This window comes from Flavobacterium sp. MEB061 (assembly GCF_000834715.1).
GTDB lineage: Bacteria > Bacteroidota > Bacteroidia > Flavobacteriales > Flavobacteriaceae > Flavobacterium > Flavobacterium pectinovorum.
Genome location: NZ_JXQR01000004.1, coordinates 72,504 through 90,807, shown reverse-complemented (window position 1 = coordinate 90,807; position 18,304 = coordinate 72,504). Strand labels below are relative to the sequence as shown.

The 18,304-nt window shown below is 33.5% G+C and carries 10 protein-coding genes and 1 pseudogene; 6 read left to right on the top strand and 5 right to left on the bottom strand.

The genetic code is table 11. The annotated features are described in order from the left end of the window. The 4 genes and pseudogenes from RT99_RS01560 to RT99_RS25890 all read left to right on the top strand — a co-directional run. On the top strand, positions 1-223 hold a 223-nt coding region (locus RT99_RS01560), incomplete at its 5' end, for a T9SS sorting signal type C domain-containing protein (protein ID WP_042562970.1). A 237-nt stretch (positions 224-460) separates the two neighbouring features. Next, a complete protein-coding gene (locus tag RT99_RS01555; protein ID WP_042562969.1) occupies positions 461-4,261 on the top strand; it encodes a T9SS sorting signal type C domain-containing protein in 3,801 nt (1,266 codons plus the stop codon). A gap of 471 nt (positions 4,262-4,732) precedes the next feature. Further along, positions 4,733-7,585 carry a T9SS sorting signal type C domain-containing protein gene (locus RT99_RS01550; RefSeq protein ID WP_052483500.1) on the top strand — a complete coding sequence of 951 codons (2,853 nt, stop codon included), beginning with the start codon at positions 4,733-4,735 and terminating at the stop codon, positions 7,583-7,585. Between the two features lie 81 nt (positions 7,586-7,666). Continuing rightward, positions 7,667-9,019, top strand: a pseudogene (locus RT99_RS25890) (IS3 family transposase). A 61-nt stretch (positions 9,020-9,080) separates the two neighbouring features. Here RT99_RS25890 and RT99_RS01530 read toward each other — a convergent pair. The 4 genes from RT99_RS01530 to RT99_RS01515 all read right to left on the bottom strand — a co-directional run bounded on the left by RT99_RS01530 (position 9,081) and on the right by RT99_RS01515 (position 13,046). Beyond that, on the bottom strand, positions 9,081-9,965 hold the full coding sequence (locus RT99_RS01530) for a cupin-like domain-containing protein (protein WP_042562968.1): 885 nt from the start codon (positions 9,963-9,965) through the stop codon (positions 9,081-9,083). Between the two features lie 81 nt (positions 9,966-10,046). Continuing rightward, positions 10,047-11,135 carry a biotin synthase BioB gene (bioB, locus tag RT99_RS01525; RefSeq protein WP_042562967.1) on the bottom strand — a complete coding sequence of 363 codons (1,089 nt, stop codon included), beginning with the start codon at positions 11,133-11,135 and terminating at the stop codon, positions 10,047-10,049. 174 nt (positions 11,136-11,309) lie between these two features. Beyond that, complete coding sequence (locus RT99_RS01520) at positions 11,310-11,747, bottom strand: hypothetical protein (RefSeq protein ID WP_042562966.1); 438 nt, start codon at positions 11,745-11,747, stop codon at positions 11,310-11,312. 369 nt (positions 11,748-12,116) lie between these two features. Continuing rightward, positions 12,117-13,046, bottom strand: a complete 930-nt coding sequence (locus RT99_RS01515) for a bifunctional riboflavin kinase/FAD synthetase (RefSeq protein ID WP_042562965.1) — start codon at positions 13,044-13,046, stop codon at positions 12,117-12,119. Positions 13,047-13,240: 194 nt separating this feature from the next. Here RT99_RS01515 and RT99_RS01510 point away from each other — a divergent pair, with 194 nt between their 5' ends. Then, complete coding sequence (locus tag RT99_RS01510; RefSeq protein ID WP_042562964.1) at positions 13,241-15,886, top strand: reprolysin-like metallopeptidase; 2,646 nt, start codon at positions 13,241-13,243, stop codon at positions 15,884-15,886. Positions 15,887-15,947: 61 nt separating this feature from the next. Here the strand turns inward: RT99_RS01510 and RT99_RS01505 are convergent, their stop codons facing one another. Then, positions 15,948-16,631, bottom strand: coding sequence for a ComF family protein (locus RT99_RS01505; RefSeq protein WP_082036904.1), 684 nt, complete (start codon positions 16,629-16,631; stop codon positions 15,948-15,950). Positions 16,632-16,729: 98 nt separating this feature from the next. On the opposite strand from RT99_RS01505, the gene RT99_RS01500 reads away from it, so the two are divergent. Next, positions 16,730-18,268: a glycine--tRNA ligase gene (locus RT99_RS01500; protein ID WP_042562963.1), complete on the top strand. Its 1,539-nt coding sequence runs from the start codon at positions 16,730-16,732 to the stop codon at positions 18,266-18,268. Positions 18,269-18,304: the final 36 nt, after the last annotated feature.

Sequence of the window (18,304 nt, the reverse complement as noted above, 5' to 3'; positions counted from 1 at the left end):
TCTGGTTTCTGTAAAAGACAAAACCATCAAGGTAACTTCTTCAACAGAAAACATAAAAGAGGTAACGGTTTTCGATATCTCGGGAAAACTGCTTTACAGCAAAAAGAAAGCAGGCACAACAGAGCTTCAAATACAAAACCTGCAATCATCCAATCAGGTATTGCTTGTAAAAGTTACTCTTGAGAATGACTTTACAACAACTAAAAAGATTATTTTTAATTAAAAATATAAATTAGTTTATTTCAAAAAGACGCACAAAATAGTGCGTCTTTTTTGTTTTTTGACATCAAATTAACCACAAAAAATTACCTGAAAAATCACGGTAAGTGGGTATTGCAGGGTTTCAAAACGAATTATAAATTTAGTCCGATTCTTACAAAATAATTATTGACTAAATTTTATTCACATTTTGATAAAAAAAATACTTTTTTCCCTGATCCTCTTTTTACCTTTTATTAGTATGGAACTTTTGGCCCAGCAAGGCAAAGTAGATACTTATTTTAATACCATTGATGATGGACTAAACGGAGATGGTTTTGATAATACAGTCCGAACTTTATCAATACAATCTAATCAATACCTAATTGTTGGCGGTGACTATCTGAATCTTAACGGAATCCCTTCTCCTTATTTTGCCCGCTTAAATCCGGATGGTATAATTGATGAAAATTTTCATGCAGGCACAGGGTTCAACGGTAAAGTTTATACTTCACACATTCAAAGAGATGGAAAGATAATCGTTGGCGGAAGCTTTACATCTTATAATGGAAACAACTCAGGAAGACTTGTCAGATTAAATTCAGATGGTTCCTATGATGCTTCATTTAATACAACAATCGGGGCAGCAACAGGAATTATCTATGATGCTTGCGAGCAGGCTGATGGAAAAATTATCATTGTAGGCAGCTTTACAAAATACAATGGTAGCACCGTAAATAGAATTGCACGTATTTTACCCAATGGCACGATCGATACCACATTTAATACAGGAATTGGCACAACATCAAATATTACAAACGTCGAAATTTTATCTGATGGAAAAATACTTTTGTCCGGCAATTTTACAGCATTTAATGGAATCTCTTCTAATAAAATAGTAAAACTATTTCCCGAAGGAAGAGTTGATGAAAGTTTTAATATCGGAACAGGGTTTAACGATGATGTAAATGCAATGTTTATACAATCGGATGGAAAAGTTCTATTAGGCGGAAAATTTAGCAGTTATAATGAAATTTCGGCAAATAGAATTATTCGAATTAATGAAGACGGAAGTTTAGATTCGACTTTTTTATCAGGATCGGGATTTAATGGAGGCGCAGTTCAGGTTATAAAAACAGATATTTCTGGTAATATAATGATTGGAGGATCTTTTACCGGTTTTTATAATGGAGCTGAGGTGAATCGAATTTGTGTTTTAAACCGGAACGGAACTATTAGAACTGATTTGGATTTTGGTTCCGGACCTGCAACAGCTTCAGTTTTAGCTTTAGAAAATGACGCAGAAGGTTCTTGGTATGTTGGTGGTTCATTTTCTGTTTTCGATGGATTAAATCAAGGCAGATTAGCAAAAATTAATCCGGCAGGAGAATATGATACAGCATATTTATCGGCAGGAGTTGGTTTTGATAATTCTGTTTATAAAGTGATTCCTCTGGAAAATAAACAGACAATGGTATTTGGAAATTTTAAAAAGTTTAATGGCGAACAGGCTTCAAGAATTGTTCGGCTTTTAGAAGATGGAACTTATGATGAAAGTTTTAATTTGAAGCAAGCAGGTGCTAATAATGTAATTAAAACAGCCGTTTTGCAACAGGATGGAAAAATTATTCTTGGCGGGAATTTCACAAAATATAACGAGACAGCCTGTAATCGGATAATTAGAATTTTGTCTGACGGATCAGTTGATCAAACATTTAATATCGGTTCAGGTTTTAATAGTCAGGTTTACGCTTTGGCAACTCAGTCTGATGGGAAAATAATTGCGACGGGAAGTTTTACAAATTATAATGGTGCTGCCAATCCCGCAACGCGAATAGTAAGATTATTGCCTGATGGAACTCGGGATCTAAGTTTTAATGTTGGTCATGGTGCCGATGGTATTATCGAAGTTGTTTTGATTCAGCCAGATGGAAAAATATTGCTTGGTGGAAGATTCAGTAGTTTTAATGGGTATTCTGCTGCACGACTAGTTAGGCTAAATCCCGATGGAAGTATTGATTCCGGTTTCAATGTTGGCGCAGGTTTTGACAATTACATTTATGCAATGGCATTGCAGTCTGATGGAAAAATTATTGTTGGAGGAAGTTTTTTATTTTATAACGGCACGTCTCAAAAGCGGATTCTTAGGTTAAATACCAATGGAAGTTTAGATACGACTTTTGATTCTGGTACAGGTTTTAATAAAGGTGATGTGCGAAGTATTTTGGTACAGCCAGACGATCGTATCGTAGTAGGCGGAACTTTTTCCGGAACTTATAAAAACGTCATTTCGTTACGATTAGTAAGGCTTTTAAAAACAGGCGATTATGACGCTTCTTTTGATGCCCGTTTAAATAGTAAATTATACACTATGGCCTTCACATCAGATTTTAAATTGATGATTGGAGGAGATTTCAATTCTGTATCAGGAATATCCAAACACAGAATTGCACGTTTGAACCTTTGTTTGGATTCTTCAATTTGGAATGGTCACAGCTGGTCAAATGGTTTACCGTCAGGCGGAAAGCAAATCTACTTTCAAGACGATTATCCCGCCTTAGCGTCTTCAAATATTTGCAGCTGTTATATTAACGAAGGCAAAACCGTAACACTTTTAAGCGGCAATACTTTAGGAATTGAGTTCGATTATTCAGGCCTTGGTACTTTAATTTTAGAAAATACAGCAAGTTTATATCAGCGGGACAATGATATTGTAAATACCGGTATTGCTAATGTCAAAAGAAAATCTTCGCCAATATTAAAATTCGATTATACTTATTGGTCTTCGCCTGTTTATAATGAAAAACTAATTAATGTTTCGCCAGATACATTGCTGGATAAGTTTTTTTCTTATGATGCTGTTTTGGATAAATGGAAGATCGAAAATGCATCAAATATCATGATTCCCGGCAAAGGATATAGTATCCGTGGTCCACAGCATTTTTCTACAACAAAACCTTCAACATTTGAAGCCACATTTAAAGGCGTTCCGGCTAATGGAAAAGTGGAGGTGAGTTTGAAAAAACAAAATGGCTTTAATTTAATTGGTAACCCATATCCATCTGCAATAAGTGCCGATGCTTTTTTGACTAACAACACGTCAAATATTTTAGGAACTCTTTATTTCTGGACACATAATACACCAATAACTAATAATAAGTATACATCTGATGATTATGCTGCTTACAATTTGCTGGGAGGCATTGGTACACGCGGCGCAGTTTCATTAGGTATAAATGAAAGTATTCCAGATGGAACTATTGCCTCAGGACAAGCATTTTTTGTAATCAGTAAAAATTCTGAAATAGCTGAATTCAATAATAGTATGCGTATTTCTGGTCGAAATTCTGCTTTTTTTAAGCAAGCCAAAACAAAAGAAAATATTGTCGAAAAACATAGAATCTGGTTGAATCTTAAAAATAATGAAGGCGTTTTTAAACAGATTTTATTGGGATATATTAATGGGGCAACCAATTTGTATGATGAAAGTTATGATGCGGAATCTTTTAATGGAAATCAATTTGTAGATTTTTATAGTGTTGTTGAAAATAGAAAATTGGTAATTCAGGGCAGAGGTTTGCCTTTCGAAGATACTGATTCTATTTTGTTAGGCTATTCAAGCACTATCGAAGGCGAATTTAGTATTGGTATTGACCATGATGATGGACTGTTTAGTGATCTAAATGTTTTTATTGAAGATAAGGACTTGAAAATTAAACATGATCTAAAAGAATCTCCCTATTTATTTTCTACAAAAAAGGGAAATTTTAATGAACGTTTTGAGTTGAATTTTATTAGTAAAGATTTAAAAACAAATAATCCGGAGAGAGAAATCAATAAAATATTAGTTTTTGTAAACAGCAATAATATAATTGTCGACGCAAACAAAAATGATATTAAGGATATTGAAATTTTTGACATTTCGGGTAAACAGATCTACAGAAAAACCAAGATAGAAAACTCCAGATTTACTATTGAAAATCTATCATCCAAAAATCAAATTTTACTACTAAAAATATTGTTGAAAAACGGATATCATACAACACGTAAAATTTTATTTTAATAGGTTTTCACCTTTCATTTTGAACGATCATTTTGCGTTTAAAAAACGACTTTTTTTAAAATAAAATTTCGACCCAAAATTGTTTTCCAGACGTTTTTTTTCGTGTTAAATTTATTTTTAACATAATTTTTTTTCAAATTATTATAATTTTTCAAAAATAATGAAAAATGCATATTTACTAAATCAGATGATTTGCATTTTTCATATGATGAATTACTTAAAAAAAATATATTTATGAGAAATAACCTAGAATAGTAAAAACGTATTTAATTGGTTGAAATTCAGGGCGTTAATTTAACCTTAGTGAATAGAAAATTGTAAATTGTTTATGGTGTTTTGAGGAAAAAACAAGTGATAAAAAAGGCATTGAAATTTCCTCTGGGACGGACTAAAAAAGCAAAATTCCTATGAGCTTTTTTTTGAAAAATAATTTGCTAAAAGATCTATTGTTAAATTTAAATACCACGTGAAATGAACCGAAAATTACTTTTTATTTTTTCAATGTTATTTTGTTTTGGATTTTCAAATGGAGCTACCATAACAAGTACAGGAACGGGAAATTGGACTGCGACAACATCATGGATTGGCGGAACAGTACCTACTATAAATGACGATGTTATTATTGGTTCCGGATCAACCATAACACTTAGTACAAATGTTTCAATAAAATCGTTAACGATAAACGGAACATTGTTGGCTTCCGGAGATCCAATAGTATCAACTTCTGCAGGAAATATTCTGGTTGTTACTATTAATGGCGTACTGGATTTTAATACAAATCAGAGTTCTATTCGTTTTCCCGCCGGGACAATCGTAGATATCAACCCACCGGGAAGAATTGATGATACAGGGGGAGGATGTTCAAATCAGGTTGCTTTGTTTATTGGTACAGTAAAATTTGCCGTTTGTGTAGGAAGTGGCAATGCCGAATATACTTTTGCGCAGCTTAATAATTTAGGAGGAACTTTGCAATCAAAGCCTACAAGTAATGCGCCAATTTGTGAGGGAAGCACTCTTAATTTTACCGCAGCAAAAGATGGAGCAGACGGAGCCGCATTGAACTGGCATTGGTCTGTAAAAATTCCCGGTGCGGCATCTTTTGTAAACTATCCAGATAAACAATCAGTAGTATCTTTTGCAAATGCTATATCAGGCTCTTACGAAGCCAATCTTACCTATACTACTACTTATGGAGGATCTGTTTACACCAGTTCTAAAACTATTTTTGCAACAGTTAATGCCAAACCCGCGGTTCCCACAATATCCACAAGTGGGGCTACAACATTTTGCGATGGAGGAAATGTTACATTGACTTCCGTTACCGGGACAAGTTATTTATGGTCAACCGGTGCAACTACAAAGAGTATAGTAGTAACAACATCCGGAAATTATTCTGTTCAGGTAACAAATGCCGCAGGATGTCAAAGCCTTTCCTCTTCAGCCACAACAGTTACTGTTAAATCTTCATTACCCACACCCAATGTTGTTAGTATTACACAACCAACTTGTGTTATTTCAACAGGAAGTGTAGAACTTAACGGATTTATATCTGCAACAAATGGACAAGTTTACCAAAGCGGTTCATCAACTCAAACTTATTCCGTTTCGGGTTCCAATTATACAATTGCTAATTTAGCTCCCGGCACATACACTTTTACTGCGCAGGATGGTGTAAACTGCACTTCATTGCCAACAGTTAGTATTGTAATAAAAGCACCGGATGTAAATACGTGGAATGGAACAACATGGTCGAAAGTGAGCGTGCCGATATCTTCTGATATCATTGAATTTGCCGAAAACTATCAGTCAATAGGAGATATAAGCGGTTGCTCTTGTAAAGTAAAAGGAGGAAAAGAAGTGACAATAAATTCTCCACATACATTATTTATTGATAACCAACTTACGGTAGAATCTGCAACAGGAACAAAATTAATATTCGAGAATAATGCAAGTTTAATACAGCGTAATAATGTTATTAATACCGGAAATATTATCTACAAACGAATAAGCCCGCAAATTCGCCAGGCCGATTTTGTATATTGGTCAACTCCCGTAAACCCGCAAAAACTCGTTGATGTTTCGCCATTAACTTTAGGGGATAAATATTTTAGATATAGCGGAACAAATTGGGTAATCACAAACAGAAGTACGACTATGGTTGTTGGAGAAGGTTATATAATTCGTGGTCCGCAAAATTATTCTAATACAATCAGGGCCGATTACACAGCTTCTTTTATTGGAGTTCCCAATAATGGAAATGTAACCAGTGCGACATTAGATAGCGGAAAATTTTATTTGCTGGGAAATCCTTATCCTTCAGCATTAGATGCCGATCAATTTATTTTGAATAACCCAGTTTTAACCGGAACCTTATATTTCTGGACACACAACACACCCGTAGTATTTGGAACTTCTTATAAATACAATGCAGATGATTATGCAAGTTATAATCTGACTGGGGGCGTTGCAGCCAAAACAGCAACCACAGCATCAGGAAACAATAAAGAAATACCAGGTGGTAAAATAGCAGCCGGGCAAGGTTTTTTTACTGAAACAAGCTCGTCCGGAATAGTAACTTTTACAAATGCGATGCGTTTTGGCTCAAATAGTCAGTTTTTTAAACCAGCAAAAACTTCAAAAGTTGCACTTGAAAAAAATCGGTTATGGCTTAATATGACTAATGATGGTGGTGCTTTTAAACAAATTTTGATTGGTTATATTGAAGGTGCTACTAACGATTATGAAACCAGATATGACGGTCAAACAATTGATGGTAATCCGTATTTGGATTTTTATAGTGTAAATAATGGCCACAAACTTGTAATTCAGGGACGCGCTGTGCCTTTTTCGGATACTGATATTGTACCGCTTGGATATAAAAGCACAATTGCCGGCAGTTTTACTATTTCTATAGATCAGGCCGATGGTAATTTAGTTAATCAGGCTATTTATTTAGAAGACAAAACTACCAATTCAATTCATGACTTAAGAACCGGCAATTATACCTTTACAACTTCAACAGGTATTTTTGATGGTCGTTTTGTGTTACGCTATACTAATAATAAAACCTTGAAAAAAGTTGCTATTGAAGATGTGGAACAGAAAATTTTGGTTTCTGCAAAAGAGAAAATTATCAAGGTAACATCAACCAAAGAAAACATTAAAGAGGTTTTTATTTTTGATGTTACCGGAAAATTGCTTTATAATAAAAAGAAAATAGATAGTACAGAATTGCAGATATCCGGTTTACAATCTAATCAGGTTTTGTTGATTAAAACAATTTTTGGTAATGGAAATGTAACTACTACAAAAATGGTATTCTAAATAATGGTTTAATAAAAAAGCCGTTGTAAACTTTAAAGTGAACATGCCCCAAAAAGTTAGACACTATTTGGGGCATTTTTTATGGAAAGAAAAGTAAAGTATGACTATGCATTTAAGTTAGAATGTGTAGAATTGGTTTTAAAGAAGCATTATTCAGATGGATATGTTTCAAAATTAAAACAGACTGCAAGATGGAATATTCGTAAGTGGGTCAGTTTTTATAAGGCATATGGTAAAATTGGTTTATTGCCACGAATTAATCAAAGCTATTCAGCCGAATTTAAACTAAAAGTACTCAATAGCATACAAAAAGAATCTCTTTCCTTGATGCAGGCTGGCATAAGATTTAATATTCCCAATATGTCCATAATTTTAAAATGGAAAAAAGATTTTGCTAACTTTGGGCTAGCAGCATTACAACCAAAACAAAGAGGCAGACCCATATCGATGAGTGATAATAAAGGCAAAAAACGTAAATCAGACAAACTCCTTACAAGAGAGCAAGAACTGCTAAAAGAAAACGAAAGACTTCGCTGTGAGAATGAATTGCTAAAAAAGCTTCAAGCCTTAATTCAAGCCAGGAAAAATCCAAAGCCATAAACGAATTAAGGCATAAATTTGGTTTGGAATTACTTCTGGACCTAGCAAATATGGCGCGCAGCAGTTTTTATTATCATCAAAAACAAAGTAAATCACCTGATAAATATAAAGAAACTAAAGAACTGATTAAAGCCATTTATCAAAAGCATAAAGGATGCTATGGCTATAGAAGGATAACCGATGAACTGCAAAACAGAGGGGTGCTTATCAATCATAAAAACAGTTCTCAGATTAATGAATCTATTAGGGCTGAAAAGTGTTATTAGAGTAAAAAAATATAAATCTTACAAAGGTGAAAATGGTAAAATAGCTCCAAATATACTGGAACGAAATTTTAGGGCACAAGCCCCAAATCAAAAATGGGCAACCGATATAACAGAGTTCAACGTAGGGGGAAACAAATTATATTTATCACCAATAATTGACTTGTTTAATCAAGAAATAATCAGCTATGAAGTTACGGAGAGACCAGTGTTCAATCAAGTGGTTATGATGCTGAGAAAAGCCTTTAGAAAAATACCAAACAATACAAATTTAATACTTCATTCTGACCAAGGCTGGCAATACCAAATGAAACATTACCAACATTTATTAGAACAAAAAGGAATCAAACAAAGTATGTCAAGAAAAGGAAACTGTTTGGATAATGCAATTATTGAAAACTTCTTTGGAATATTAAAATCTGAAATGTTTTATACTCAAAAATTCAAATCAATAGAACAATTAAAAAAAGAAATTAATAGATATATAATCTATTATAATAACGAAAGAATTAAATCAAATTTAAACAAAATGAGCCCGATAAAATATCGAGCTCATTATTATCAAACTTAATTATAAATTTGTCTAAACTTTTGGGTGCAGTCTAAAGTTCACAACGGCTTTTTTAATTATATCAGGCAGACTTTGCCAGATTTTCAGATTTCGTCAGATTTTGATGTGTGTTCTGAATTGCTTTTTCGTTTTTATAGTCAATCCATTTTTGACCTTTAAATTTTCGCATTAAAACATCAAAATGCCGCATAATAAATACATTATAAGCCGCTTTTGATAAATGGGCAATATTTTTTGGAAAAGCACGCAAACTCATAGAAAAACCGGGAGTTAAATATTTCATATAATGCCAATATCCTTCTGGCATGTACAATACTTCGCCATGTTTAAGATTAGTAATATAACCTTCGGCATTTTTAAGGGCGGGCCATTTTTCATAATCAGGATCATCAAAATCAATGTCTTCTCTCGAAATTAAAGCGTGCGGAACTTTGTACATATATTTAGACTGATCCGGAGCAAAAAGCATGCATTGTTTTTCTCCATGAAAATGAAAATGCAAAATATTAGAATAATCAATATCATAATGCATAAAAACCTTTGAATTTTCTCCACCAAAAAACAACATGGGCATTTGCTTCACTAATTTCAAGCCAATATCAGGCCATAAAAAGTCGTCTTTTAGCGTTGGTATTTCTTTCATTAAATTATAAAGGAAAATGCGGTAGTTTGTTGGCTTGGATTCTAAAAGATCAATGTAGTCGCTCATCTTCATTTTAGTGTGCGCTTCATTAAAGCCATCTTCGTGGTTTACAGGTCTGTTATCGTATAAAGGAACGATAGTTTCGCCTGCGATTTCTTTCATATATGATAATTTCCATTTAGAATAAGCCGGCCAGTCTTCAGTCAGCTCTTCGATAACAACGGGAATTTGGTTTTTTACGTATTGGGAAATAAAATCAGATTTAGAGATTTTTTTTACCCTTTCGATTTGTTTTAAATTCATCTCTATTAAATAAAAAAATTGCTTATAACACTTGTTATAAGCAATTTAAAAATGTTTTTCGAGATTTATTAACTCAATAACTTAAATTTTTGATTTGATCGAAGCCTCAAGATTTCTTTCAATTGTATGTCCCGGTCTTGACCATTTTGGTTTTTCGCCTAAAGGAGCAAATTGAGAATCTGATGCTTCAACAGTTTTTGGCTGCGAAACTTTTGTAAATGGCTTTTGCGGAATTAATCCTAACATTTCAAACATTTTCATGTCTTCGTGTACATCAGGATTTGGTGTAGTAAGTAATTTGTCTCCTGCAAAAATAGAATTGGCACCTGCAAAAAAGCACATTGCTTGCCCTTCGCGGCTCATATTTGTTCTTCCTGCAGATAAACGTACTTGTGTATCCGGCATTACAATTCTTGTAGTAGCCACCATACGAATCATTTCCCAGATTTCAACTGGTTTTTCTTCTTCCATCGGAGTTCCTTCAACAGCAACCAAAGCATTAATTGGCACAGATTCAGGTTGAGGATTTAAAGTAGAAAGCGCTACAAGCATTCCTGCTCTGTCTTCGATACTTTCTCCCATTCCAATAATTCCACCGCTACAAACGGTAACATTCGTTTTACGAACATTTTCGATAGTTTGCAAACGGTCTTCGAAACCACGTGTTGAAATTACATCTTTATAATATTCTTCAGAAGTATCTAAGTTATGATTGTAAGCATATAAACCTGCTTCAGCCAAACGTTGTGCCTGATTTTCGGTAATCATACCCAAAGTACAACAAACTTCCATGTCTAATTTGTTGATGGTACGAACCATTTCAAGAACCTGATCAAATTCTTCACCATCTTTTACATTTCTCCAGGCAGCTCCCATACAAACACGAGATGATCCGCTTGATTTTGCACGCAAAGCCTGAGCTTTTACCTGACTTACACTCATCAAGTCGTTTCCTTCAACTCCTGTGTTGTAGCGTGCAGCTTGTGGGCAATAACCACAATCTTCAGGACAGCCCCCGGTTTTAATAGATAGTAATGTAGATACCTGAACTACGTTCGGATCATGTTTTTGTCTGTGAATTGTTGCTGCTTCATACAGCAAGTCCATCATTGGTTTATTATATATGGCGATTATCTCGTCTTTTGTCCAGTTGTGTTTTGTAATACTCATTAGGTACATTGTTTTTGAAGCTTCAAAAGTAACGAAATTGTTCTAATCAACCAATGCCGAATTCTGTAAATGAACAATTGATAGTTATTTTCAAAAAAGAAACACTCTAAAATCATATAATTATATCTTTTTATGATTTTAGAGTGTTTAAATTATATATTTTATTCTAAAAAATTAATCGGCTGCATATTTATTGTTCCAATACAACATCATCATTAAGGTTACAATAACAGAAGAAGCAAGTCCTTCAAATAATAAACAAATGCAATAAGTTGGTACAGATGGGTTTCCTCCAAACATAAATGCTTCAGACAGTGTTTTTACATAGGCATCGCCGCCTCGTGCATAACTGTAAACTAACAAGCCAAAAACACTCATAGATACACCAACTACAGATGTTGTTATGGCAGAAACTGCGTTTGACACAAAATCATTTTCTCCTTCATTAAGATTCATTTGCATTGTCCTGTTTACGCCATAAAATATGAACAGTACATTTAAGGTACGTAAGTAAAACAAATCAGCTAATCCTAATACATTCATCAATAAAAAATAAATGCCAATTCCCAGGAAAATTAAAAAACCGTTGAGTATTTCTTTAGGTAATTTCATAATGGTTATTTTTAAAGAAGTTAATAGTAAATTGTTGACAAACAGAGTTGTGTGTCAAATTTACTAAAAAAAGAAGTACAAAGTTTTTTAAATGGATATAAAGTATATATAGTGGCAAATAATAGATATCAGGTGTAGTCCCTACGGGCAATGTCATTAAGTTAAGCTTCTTTAAACAATAACTTTCTTGCAAAGCCGCAAAGTTTAAACACAATATTGTCATTTCGACGGAGGAGAAATCTCCGTGAGAAGCTCGACAAAGATTGGATTCTCTTTGTGGAGTTACTTGTGGAGATTTCTCCTCCGTCGAAATGACAGGCAGTACGTTTAATAGGATCTGATTTTCATCAAAATAAATAACGATTTTTCCTAAAGTTGCCCCACAAAGTCTAAGGCCGTCTTTTTATCCTTATTTAATTGTTCTTTAAGTAAATCTACAGATCCGAATTTTTGCTCTTCCCGAATATATTCCAATAAAGAGATTTCTAGTTTCTGACCATAAATATCAGCATCAAAATCAAAAAGATTGACTTCGATAGTTTGCTTTTGTCCATTTACGGTTGGATTAAAACCAATATTCATCATTCCGAAAATGACTACGTTATCAATAAAGGTTTTCACGATATAAACACCGTTTTTAGGGATTTTTTTATAATCTTCTTCAATTTGGATATTGGCCGTTGGAAAACCAATTGTTCTTCCTAATTGTTTTCCTTTTACAACTTCGCCGCTTAAAAAATAAGCATAACCCAAATAATCATTGGCCAAGGTTATATTTCCTTCATCCAAAGCTTTTCTGATTTTGGTAGAACTTACCGAAACATCCTGAATTTCCTGTGCCGAAATTTGCTCAACTTCAAAACCATATTCAGCACCAAAAGCAATTAGATCATCAATATTTGCTGTTCTGTTTCTTCCAAAACGGTGATCATGCCCGATAATTATCTTTTGAATATGAAATTGATCAACTAAAATAGAATGAACAAACTCTTCGGCTGTTAATCTCGAAAAACTTTCGTTAAACGGATGAATAACAAGATTTTCTATTCCGGTTTCTTCTAATAATTTAGATTTTTCGGCAATAGTATTTAAAAGTTTTATTTCTGATTTTTCCTGTAGTACCATTCGCGGATGCGGAAAAAAAGTAAGCACTAAACTTTCGTATTTTCCGTTTTCAGTATTTTGGGTAATTCGTTCTAAAATTTTTTTATGACCAATATGTACGCCATCAAAGGTACCAAGAGTTAAAATAGTTTTCTTGGTTGATTGAAAATCGTTTATAGAATGAAAGAGCTTCAAAGCAAATTGTTTAGGATGGTGCAAATTTATGCTATCTATTTTAAATTTGACACTAACATTAATTGATTTTTTAAGATAATAAAGTCACTTTTTATGATAATGGGCTCGCTGGTCGATAAAAAACCATTAATTGTCGTATATATGTAAGAATTTAATTTAATTCACTTAATTTTGATTTTTTAAATCCCTTGAGTATGAATAAACAGCTACTATTTTTATTACTTATTTTTTGTTGTATCAAAGTCCATGCTCAAAATGATGATTTATGGCAAAGGAGTTCTGGTTCAGTTTTGAATAAAAGTATAAATTCGTCTGATTCAGATAAATTATATTATAAATTGAATTCAGATTTTCTGAAAGCAAAACTTTCATCGGCAACCAGTAAAAGTTCAAAAAATAGTACTTCAGAAATTACAATTCCTAACTCGGAAGGTGTTTTGGAAAGATTTTCAGTTTGGGAATTTTCAAATTTCGATCCTGAATTACAGGCAAAATATCCTGAAATAAGAGCTTACGAAGGTCGTGGGATAGACGATAAATCGGCAAAAATACACTTTAGCGTTTCACCAATTGGCACGCAAACAATGGTAATTCGTGCCGATAAACCTTCTGAATTTATAGAGCAAAATCCGGATGATAAATCAGAATACATTTTATTTACTTCAAATAAAACAGAAAGTTCGAAGTTAATTTGTAAAACTATTGATGTAAAATCAGACCGTAATAGTTCAGATAAAACTGCAAAAACAACTTCAAATAACAAAGTTTTTAAAACAATGCGATTGGCATTGTCATGTACAGGAGAATATACTTCATATTTTGGAGGTACAAAGGTGGGGGCATTAGCAGGAATGAATGCAACTCTGACACGAGTTAATGGAGTTTTAAATAAAGACTTGGCATTACACCTTGTTTTAATCGCAAACAATGATGCAGTAATTTATACAGATGCTTCATCAGACCCTTATTCAAATGCAGGAGTAGGAGTAGATGGTGCATGGAACCAGGAAGTGCAAAGTACATTAACGAATGTTATTGGAGAAGGGAATTATGATATTGGTCATTTATTTGGAGCTTCTGGAGGCGGGGGTAATGCAAATTGTATTGGCTGTGTTTGTGTAAATTCTGAAAAAGGAAGCGCGTACACCTCACCATCAGACGGAAAACCTGAAGGGGATACATTTGATATTGATTTTGTGGTTCATGAAATAGGACATCAATTAGGAGCAAATCATACTTTTTCATACGATGCCGGAGAAAGAACCAGCGTAAATGTTGAACCGGGAAGTGGTTCTACGATTATGGGATATGCCGGAATAACAGATTATAATGTTCAAAACAATTCTGACGACTATTTTGCTTATGTTAGTATTTTGCAAATTCAAAATAATCTTGCAGGAAAAAGCTGTCCGGTAAGCACAGCATTGACAAATAATCCGCCAACAATTGGGGCGGGTCCAGATTACACGATTCCAATTAGTACAGCTTTCGTTTTAACCGGTACAGGTTCAAATGTTGAAGGCAGTACCACTTATAATTGGGAAGAAAATGATAATGCAACAACAACTTCAAATGGAAATAGTGTAGCATATGCTACTAAGCCAGACGGACCATTATTTAGATCAGTAGCCCCTAATAGTTCGCTCGTTCGATATATGCCAAGTTTTAGTTCTGTTCTTCAAAATAGATTAACAACAACCTGGGAATCTGTTTCTTCTATTGCAAGAACATTACATTTTACTTTAACGGCCAGAGATAACGGGGTTTTTGGAACAGCTCAAACAAATACAGACGAAATGACTGTAAATGTATCTTCTTCAGCTGGACCATTTGCAGTTACGTCTCAAAATACTGCTGACTTAAGTTGGGCACAAGGATCTTTTCAAACTATTACATGGAATGTAAATAACACCACTAATCTGGAAGGTTCATCAAATGTAAATATAAAATTATCTACCGATGGAGGCTTAACATTTCCTCTAATTTTAGCAGCAAATACTCCAAATGATGGTTCAGAATCTATTTTGATTCCAACAAGCGTGGTTTCATCAACAAGTTGCAGAATTTTGATTGAGCCAACAGCAAATATTTATTACGCCTTAAATGCTAAATCTTTTGCTATAGGATATACATCAACAACAACATGTAATTCCTATAGTTTTGGCAGTTCGTTTACTATTCCAACTTCAAGTAATTATACATCAAGGACTATCACTGTTCCAACATCAACAGAAACTGTGTCAAATGTAAGTGTCGATTTGAATGTGACACATGCACGATTTTCTGATCTGGAAATTCAAATCGTTAGTCCAGCCGGCACTGTTGTTCAGTTATTTAATAAAGGCTGTTCAGGTACAGATTCTACATTATCATTGCAATATGATGATTCTGGGATTGAATTAGATTGCGCAAAAACAATAGCTCAAATTGTTTTTCCGGTTGATGCTTTAGCTGCTTTTAATGGAGAAAATTCGCAAGGGCCCTGGACTTTAAGAGTTCGGGATGCCGTTACAGGTAGATTTGGTACCATTAATTCAGCATCAATTAATATTTGTAGTCAAAAATTTACCTTAGGAGTCAAAGAACCTGATGATGTTGCTTTAGTTCTTTACCCAAACCCAAACAAGGGAAGTTTTACAATTCAATTTACAACCGAATCAAAAACCGGAGTTCAGGTTTTTGTTCATAATGTTTTAGGTAAAAGAATATATTTGAATACTTTCGAAAGTACACCAAACTTTAAACAAGATATTAAATTATCTGATGTAGCAGCGGGTATGTATTTTGTAACAGTTATTGATGGAGATAAAAGAACAGTGAAAAAAATAATTATTTATTAAAATCCAATACCAAATTCCAGTTTAATTATGTATTGTTTTTTGGTATTTAAAAAATTGAAATTTAAGAGTTCGCCATCGCCATACAAACAATACTTATTTTAATTCCGGGAATTTTTAGTAAAGCACGTGAACAGGCTTCAAGCGTTGCGCCCGTAGTAAGTACGTCATCAATAATTAGTAAATGCTTGTTTTGATGCTTTTCTATAGAATGAACATCAAATATATTTTCGATGTTCTCTGATCTTCCCAAGAGATTTTTTTTGGATTGTGTTTTAGAATACTTTTTTCTATATAAAACAGTATCATCATAAGTAATTTCTAGACCTTTTGCCAAAGTTTTTCCAAAGGTTGTAACCTGATTATAACCTCGTTCCTTAAGTTTTCTTTTGTGTAATGGCACCGGAATTACAACATCAAAAGGAATTTTCAATTGTAGTTCTTTAAGATCTTCAATATACCAGTTTCCTAAAATAGTACCAATTTCTTCTTGTCCTTTGTATTTTAGATTATGAATAAGTTCCTGAACTATTCCTTTTTTATTAAAATATAAAAATGCAGATGCATACTCAATTTCAATCTTGCCGTAAAATTTTTTGACAGCTTCATTTTTGCTATCCAAATGATATTGAGTCAGAGGTATTTCATGACGACAATTTGTACATAAAACATTTTCGGTTGCTAATAAAAGTTTGCGACATCCGGCACAAACTTTAGGGAAAAACAGGTTAAGAAGAGAATTAAACACAAATAGACAGAATTTGGTTACAAAAATAATTAAATCAATGCTTCAATCTTTATAATTTTTCTTTTTTTTAAACGTACTTTTTATATTTTTGCATCACTATGGCAAAACAAGAAGATATATTTAAGAATGTGGTTTCGCACGCAAAAGAGTACGGATTTATTTTTCCGTCAAGCGAAGTATACGACGGATTAAGTGCAGTGTATGATTACGCACAAAATGGAGTCGAATTAAAAAAGAATATCCGTGAATATTGGTGGAAATCAATGGTTCAGATGAACGAGAATATTGTCGGCCTTGATGCTGCAATATTGATGCATCCAACAACCTGGAAAGCTTCAGGCCACGTTGATGCTTTCAATGACCCGTTAATTGATAATAAAGATTCGAAAAAAAGATATAGAGCTGATGTTTTAGTAGAAGATTATGCTGAAAAGCTAAATCAAAAAGCTCAAAAAGAAATTGAAAAAGCAAAAGCTCGTTTTGGAGATGCTTTTAATGAAGAAGAATTTGTTACCACAAATGCTCGTGTTGTAGAATATCTTTCAAAATATAAAGAAATTTTATCAAGACTTGCAAAAGGTATGAGCGAAGATCTTCAGGATGTAAAAGCTTTAATCGAAGAATTAGAAATTGCTGATCCTGAAACCGGTTCAAGAAACTGGACAGATGTTAAGCAATTTAACCTAATGTTCGGAACAAAATTGGGAGCTTCTGCAGATTCTGCAATGGATTTATATTTACGTCCGGAAACAGCGCAGGGTATTTTTGTGAATTTCCTGAATGTTCAAAAATCAGGTCGTATGAAAGTTCCTTTTGGAATTGCTCAAACGGGTAAAGCGTTTAGAAATGAAATTGTTGCAAGACAATTTATTTTCCGTATGCGTGAATTCGAACAAATGGAAATGCAATTTTTCGTTCGTCCGGGTGAAGAAATGAAATGGTACCATCACTGGAAAGAAGCCCGTTTAAACTGGCATTTATCTTTGGGATTAGGAAAAGAGAATTATCGTTTTCACGATCACGAAAAATTAGCCCATTATGCCAATGCTGCTGCCGATATTGAATTTAACTTCCCGTTCGGATTTAAAGAATTAGAAGGAATTCACTCTCGTACAGATTTTGATTTAAAAGCACACGAACAATATTCTGGTAGAAAATTGCAATATTTTGATCCTGAATTAAATGAAAACTACGTGCCATATGTAGTTGAAACTTCAGTAGGTTTAGATCGTATGTTCCTGGCTGTTTTTGCCACTTCATTACAAGAAGAAACTCTTGAAGACGGTTCAACTAGAACAGTATTGAAATTACCATCAGTTCTGGCACCAACAAAAGTTGCTATTTTGCCATTAATTAAAAGAGACGGTTTACCTGAAATTTCTAAAAAAATCATCGAAGATTTAAAATGGGATTTCAGTGTAGCTTATGACGAAAAAGATGCAGTAGGTCGTCGTTACAGAAGACAAGATGCACTTGGAACTCCGTTTTGTATCACTGTAGATCATCAAACAATCGATGATGAAACAGTAACAATTCGTCATAGAGATACCATGAAACAAGATCGTGTAAAAATTTCTGAATTGAAAGATATTATCGAAAACGAAGTTTCTATGAAAAACTGGTTGATGAAAATGTAATTTTTTTAAATTTCATATATTAAAATCCCAAATTCC